General features: G+C 70.5%; 4 protein-coding genes. 1 reads left to right on the top strand and 3 read right to left on the bottom strand.

Features of this window, described 5'->3' with window-relative positions; genetic code table 11:
- Both PSH25_RS25180 and ileS read right to left on the bottom strand, forming a co-directional pair.
- Positions 1-371 (bottom strand): lysophospholipid acyltransferase family protein (locus PSH25_RS25180; RefSeq protein WP_238661415.1); only part of this gene is annotated, 371 nt, incomplete at its 3' end.
- A gap of 105 nt (positions 372-476) precedes the next feature.
- On the bottom strand, positions 477-3,623 hold the full coding sequence (ileS, locus tag PSH25_RS25185) for an isoleucine--tRNA ligase (RefSeq protein ID WP_238661416.1): 3,147 nt from the start codon (positions 3,621-3,623) through the stop codon (positions 477-479).
- Between the two features lie 346 nt (positions 3,624-3,969).
- Here ileS and PSH25_RS25190 point away from each other — a divergent pair, with 346 nt between their 5' ends.
- Complete coding sequence (locus tag PSH25_RS25190; RefSeq protein ID WP_238661417.1) at positions 3,970-5,184, top strand: acyltransferase family protein; 1,215 nt, start codon at positions 3,970-3,972, stop codon at positions 5,182-5,184.
- A gap of 65 nt (positions 5,185-5,249) precedes the next feature.
- Here the strand turns inward: PSH25_RS25190 and PSH25_RS25195 are convergent.
- On the bottom strand, positions 5,250-6,711 hold a 1,462-nt coding region (locus PSH25_RS25195; protein ID WP_238661418.1), incomplete at its 5' end, for an alkaline phosphatase D family protein.

Raw genomic sequence — 6,711 nt, forward strand, 5'->3', positions numbered from 1 at the left:
GAGCGGGTGCCCTCCGGGTAGACCACCACCAGGTCACCGCCCTTGAGCGCCGGGATCGCCGCGTCGAACGCGGACAGCGCCGCCCGACCGCCGGCCCGCTCGACCGGGATCGCGCCCAGGCCGGTGAGGACGAACTTGGAGATCGCACCCTTCACGCCGGCGCCCTTGAAATACTCCGACTTGGCCCAGAACGCCAGGTGCCGGGGCACGACCGTGCCGAGGAACAGCTCGTCGGCCACCGAGAGGTGATTACCGGCGAAGACCGCGCCACCGAACTCCGGCACGTGTTCCAGCCCCTCCACGGTCGGGCGGAACGCCAACCGCAGCGTGGGCGCCACGGTGAGCTTGCCGATGGTGTAGAGCAGGGGCACTGGTCCTCCGGCAGATCAGGTGCGAACAGGCGGTGTCACGGTAGCGGACGCCTCCACACCTCCCGGACGGAGGTGGTGAGGCGCCCGCACCCTGGCGATGGTCCGTTATACCCGGCGGACGACCACCGTTACCCGCTCCCCGTCGCCGACCTCGCCGGCGAAGCCCTCCAGACCCTCGGCGAAGTCGACCGAGTCGGCCAGCACCTCCGCGGAGACGAAGTCGACGTACGCGGCCACCGCCGCGCGTACCTCGTCGGACGCCGACACCGACACCACGATCCGGTCCGAGACGTCCAGGTCGGCGTCCCGGCGGGCCTGCTGCACCACCCGCACCACGTCGCGGGCCAGCCCCTCGGCGGCCAACTCCGGGGTGACGTCGGTGTCCAGCACCACCACGCCCTCGCCGCCGGGCAGCGGCGCGGAGTGCTCGGCGTCGGCGGCGACCAGGCGCAGCTCGTACTCACCCTCGGCGAGGGTGACGCCGGCGGCCACCGGGGCGCCGTCGACCAGCTCCCAGTCGCCCGCCTTGACCGCCTTGATCACCTGCTGCACCTGCTTGCCGACCCGCGGGCCGAGCGCCCGGGGCACCACCGTCAACACCTGCTCGCAGTACGCGGACAGCTCCGCGCTGAAGTCCACCGTCTTCACGTTGACCTCGTCGGCGACCAGGTCGGCGAACGGCCGCAGCTGCTCCGCGGCCGGCGAGGCCACGGTCAGCGTGGACAGCGGCAGTCGCACCCGCAGCCCCTTGGCCTTGCGCAGCGACAGCGCCGCCGAGGCGACCGCCCGCACGTTGTCCATCGCGGCGACCAGGTCGTGGTCGGCCGGGAACTCGCTCGCCTCCGGCCAGTCGGTCAGGTGCACCGAACGCTCCCCGGTCAGGCCACGCCAGATCTCCTCCGCGGTCAGCGGCGCGAGCGGCGCCACCACCCGGCAGAGCGTCTCCAACACCGTCGACAGGGTGTCGAAGGCGTTGGCGTCACCGGACCAGAACCGGTCCCGGGACCGGCGCACGTACCAGTTGGTCAACGCGTCCAGGTAGGACCGGACGGTGACGCAGGCACCGGAGATGTCGTACGCGTCCATCTGCGCGCCGACCGTCGACACCAGCTCGTTCGTCTTCGCCAGCACGTACCGGTCGAGCAGGTGGGTGGAGTCGGTGCGCCGCCGCGCCTGGTACCCGTCCGCGTTGGCGTAGAGCGTGAAGAAGTACCACACGTTCCACAGCGGCAGCAGCACCTGCCGGACGGCGTCGCGGATGCCCGCCTCGGTGACCGCCATGTCCCCACCGCGCAGTACCGGCGAGGACATCAGCATCCAGCGCATCGCGTCCGAGCCGTACGAGTCGAAGACGTGGTAGACGTCCGGGTAGTTGCGCAGGCTCTTGGACATCTTGCGCCCGTCCGAGCCGAGCAGGATGCCGTGGCTCAGGCAGTTGCGGAACGCCGGCCGGTCGAACAGCGCGGTGGCCAGCACGTGCATCGTGTAGAACCAGCCGCGGGTCTGCCCGATGTACTCGACGATGAAGTCACCCGGGTAGTGGTGCTCGAACCAGTCCGCGTTCTCGAACGGGTAGTGCACCTGGGCGAACGGCATCGACCCGGACTCGAACCAGCAGTCCAGCACCTCCGGCACCCGACGCATCATCGACTGCCCGGTCGGGTCGTCCGGGTTGGGGCGGACCAGGTCGTCCACCGCCGGCCGGTGCAGGTCGGTCAGGCGTACGCCGAAGTCCCGCTCGATGTCGGCCAGCGAGCCGTAGACGTCCAGGCGCGGGTAGTTCGGGTCGTCGGACTTCCACGCCGGGATCGGTGATCCCCAGAACCGGTTCCGGCTGATCGACCAGTCCCGGGCGTTGGCCAGCCACTTGCCGAACGAGCCGTCCTTGATGTGGCCGGGCGTCCAGTTGATCTCCTGGTTCAGCTCGACCATCCGGTCCCGGAACTGGGTCACCGCGACGAACCACGACGACACCGCCTTGTAGACCAGCGGGGTGTCGCAGCGCCAGCAGTGCGGGTACGAGTGGGTGTAGGTGTCCTGCTTGAGCACCACCCCCCGCTCCTTCAGCTCCCGGATCACCGGCTTGTTGACGTCGAAGACCTGCTCACCCTGGTACGGCGGGACCAGCGCGGTGAACCGGGTGTGGTCGTCCACCGTGACGATGGTGGGGATGCCGGCGGCGTTGCAGACGTTCTGGTCGTCCTCACCGAACGCCGGGGCCAGGTGGACGATCCCGGTGCCGTCCTCGGTGGTGACGAACTCCGCGCCGAGCACCTGGTAGGCGTTCTCCCCGGCCTGCTCGACGAGGAAGTCGAACAGCGGCGTGTAGCGGCGCCCGACCAGGTCCCGGCCGTACACCGTCCCGACCTGCTCGTAGCCGTCCAGTTCCTTGGCGTACGCGGCCAGCCGCGCCGCCCCGACCAGGTAGCGGTCGCCGTCGCGTTCGAGCACCGCGTACTCGATGTCGGGGCCGACGGCGAGCGCCAGGTTCGACGGCAGGGTCCACGGCGTGGTGGTCCAGACGCCCAGCCGGACCGGCCCGCGCACCAGTTCCGGCGCGGACTCGTCGGCGGTCAGGCCGAACCACACCGACAGGGTGGGGTCGTGCCGGTCCCGGTAGACGTCGTCCATCCGGGTCTCGGTGTTCGACAGCGGCGTCTCGCAACGCCAGCAGTACGCCAGGACCCGGAAGCCCTCGTAGATCAGCCCCTTGTCGTGCAGGGTCTTGAAGGCCCACATGACGCTTTCCATGTAGTCCAGGTCGAGGGTCTTGTAGTCGTTGGCGAAGTCGACCCAGCGGGCCTGCCGGTTGATGTACCGCTCCCAGTCCTGGGTGAACTCCAGCACCGAGGTACGGCAGGCCTCGTTGAACCGGGCCACGCCCAGGTCGATGATCTCGGCCTTGCTGGTGATGCCGAGTTGCTTCTCGGCCACCACCTCGGCGGGCAGGCCGTGGCAGTCCCAGCCGAAGCGCCGCTCGACGTGCCGGCCGCGCATGGTCTGATAACGCGGCACGACGTCCTTGACGTAGCCGGTGAAGAGGTGACCGTAGTGCGGCAGGCCGTTGGCGAAGGGCGGGCCGTCGTAGAAGACGTACTCGTTCTTGCCGTCGGTGCCGGCGGGGCGCGCCTCGATGCTGGCCTCGAAGGTCTTGTCGGCCGTCCAGTGCTCCAGCACCCGGCGCTCGACCGCGGGCAGGTCCGGGCTCGCCGGCACACCGGCGGCGGTCGGGTCGTGCAACGGATAGGCCATCGGGGGTCGCTCTCCTCATGCAGCTCACTCAACGTGGGTCTGCGAGGACGAACCTTCCGGGTACGCCTGAGACGGCGCTCCCGGGTGGCCCGCGGTACCACCCCGCTTGACGGTCAGGATCGACCGCCCGCTCATTGCCGGCTGTGACGGGCCGCACCCGTCCGGTTCTACTGGGCCGGTTGCCCGGCTGTTCTTCCGGAGGCTCACCGGTGATGGCCGGGTCATCGCCTTACGGTGTCCAACGATACTCGACGCCCCCACCGCCGCGCCTCCGAGTAACGGCGAACGGGACCAACCGCGGGAGAGCCGCCTTGACGCGTTGTGTGCCGCTCCCCAGAATTCAGCGGTGGCCACGATAAGTTACGCCGAATACCGTGCGATGCGCCGGTTCCCCGCCCTCGACGGGCTCCGTGCGATCGCCGCGGTGATCGTCGTCGCCTTTCACTTCGGTGGGCCGCGGTGGACCTGGCTGTCCGGCTGGGTCGGCGTCCAACTGTTCTTCGTGCTGTCCGGCTTCCTGATCACCACGCTGATGTTGCGCGAGGAGGAGTCGCGGGGACGGGTGTCGTTGCGGTCCTTCTACATCCGGCGCATCTTCCGGATCCTGCCGGTCTACCTGGTGGTGGTCGCCGCCACGTACGCCCTCGCGCACCTCAACGGTGCCAGCGGGAAGCTCCGCGAGTCGATGCCGTACTACCTGCTCATGGTCAACGAGTTCGCGCCGAACCAGGCGTTTCCGCACTCCTGGACGATCGCGATCGAGTGGAAGTTCTACCTGGTCTGGCCGATGCTCGCCTTCGCGTTCGTCACCGCCGCGTTCCTGCGCCGGATGGCGGTGACGGTGCTGGCCATCGCCGCGCTCGTCGCGCTGATCCCGTTCGAGAAGGACTGGCCCTACTGGCCGATCCACTACGTGTCGATTCTGATCGGCTGCCTGCTGGCGGTGGTCATGCACCACCCGCGGGGGTACGCGCTGTTCCGGCCGTTGACCCGTCCGGTGGCCTCCCTCGCCGTGCTCGCCGGGTTCGTCGCCGTGCACCTGTCGCTGCCGTACTGGCCGCCGGCCGAGGACGGCCACTCGGAGTTGATGATCGGCGTGTACGCGGTGGCGGTGGCGCTGCTGCTCCCCGCCATGCTGGCCCCTGGCCTGCCGACGAAACTGCTCTCCTGGCGACCGCTGGTGTTCGTGGGCGAACGCTCCTACTCGCTCTACCTGGTGCAGTACCTCGCCATGGCGACGGTGATCGCGCTGGTCCCGACGTACGCCGGGCACAGCACCCGGTTGTTCGTGGCCACCACCGTGGTCGGCCTGCTCGCCGCCGACCTGCTCTACCGCTGGGTGGAGCAGCCGATGATCGGGCTGGGACGCCGGTTCTCCGGGCGGGGCAAGGTGGTCCCCCCGGTGCCGGCCGTCGAGCCGGCGTCGAACGCCTCCGCCGAGCCGGCCGCGTCCTCGGCGCGGACGGTACCCGGCACGCCGATCCCCGCAGACCGCCCGGAGCCGTCCCCGCCGCTCAGCGACGACACCGTGGTGCTGACCAGCGTCGCCGACCGCCGTTGATCATGAGGTTGACGGGACGGTAGGTCGCCGAACCGCCCGCCAACCTCATGATCAACGAACTGCGGTCAGGGGGCCGGGAGGGTGGTGCTCCACAGCGAGGCGCCGTCGCGGTCGCGCAGGTGCACCGTCAGGGCCTCGGACGCACCGTCGATGGTGACCTCGCCGAAGTGCTGGAAGCCACCCGCCGGGCCCGTGTTGGCCACCGGCGGCGCGTGCACGAAGGCCGCCCGCGGCCCGAACGTGCCGTCCAGCGCGTTCGGGCCGAACGCGCCGGCGTGCGCCGGCCCGGAGACGAACTCCCAGAACGGGGTGAAGTCGCCGACCGCCGCGCGGGACGGGTCGTAGTGGTGCGCGGCGGAGTAGTGCACGTCGGCGGTCAGGAAGACCATGCCGGTCACCCCGGCACGGTGGGTGGCCCGCAGCACCTCGGCGAACTCCAACTCGCGGCCCGCCGGCGCACCCGGGTCGCCCTGCGCGACACCCTCCTGCGCGCCCGGACCGTCCGGCACCACCACGCCGATCGGCAGGTCGTTGGCGATCACCTTCCAGGTCGCCGTGGAGCGCTTCAGCTCCCGGATCAGCCACTCCCGCTGCTGCCGGCCGAGCAGACCACGCTTCGGGTCGGCGTACGTGTTGCCGTCGTTAGGGTCCTTGTGGGTGCGCATGTCGAGCACGAACACGTCCAGCGACGGCCCGTACGACAGCCGCCGGTACATCGGCCCGTCGACCGGCACCGGTAGCCACTCGTTGAACGCCTGCCGGGCCCGGGCAGCGAGCACGTCCACCCGCCGCTCGGTGTAGCGCGGGTCGTCCAGGATCTCACCCGGGTACCAGTTGTTCAGGACCTCGTGGTCGTCCCACTGGTTGATCTGCGGCACCGCCGCGGCGAACTCCCGCAGGTGTTCGTCGAGCAGGTTGTACGCGAACTGCCCGCGGTACTCGGCCAGCGTCTCGGCGACCTTGCTCTTCTCCGGGGTGACCAGGTTGCGCCAGATCCGCCCGTCGGGCAGCGTCACCGACTCGACCAGCGGGCCGTCGGCGTACACGGTGTCGCCGCTGCACAGGAAGAAGTCCGGCCGGGTCTGCCGCATGGCCCGGAAGATCGACATGCCGCCGAAGTTCGGGTCGATCCCCCAGCCTTGCCCGACCACGTCGCCGGTCCAGACGAACTTCACGTCGCGGCGCCGGTGCCGCCCCGGCGCGGTGGTCAGCGTCCCGGTCAGCGGCTCGCTGACCACCCCGTGCCGATCCAGGCTCTCCACCCGCACCCGGTAGTGCAGCCGTTCGGAGTCCGGCAGGCCCCGCAGCCGGACCTTCCCGGTGAAGTCGCCGTCCGGGGTGAGCACCGGGCCGCGCAGCGTGCGCGCCCCCCGGAAGTCCGGCCGACGGCTCACCTCGACAAGCATCCGGCCCGGCCGGTCGGCCCGCGTCCAGACCAGCGCCGAGTCCGCGGTCACGTCGCCGCTCTGCACGCCGTGGGTGAGCACCGGGCGCGCCGCCGGGCGCCAGGCCGGGGCGGCGGTCGCG

It is taken from the genome of Micromonospora foliorum, from assembly GCF_022229015.1.
Taxonomy (GTDB): domain Bacteria; phylum Actinomycetota; class Actinomycetes; order Mycobacteriales; family Micromonosporaceae; genus Micromonospora; species Micromonospora foliorum.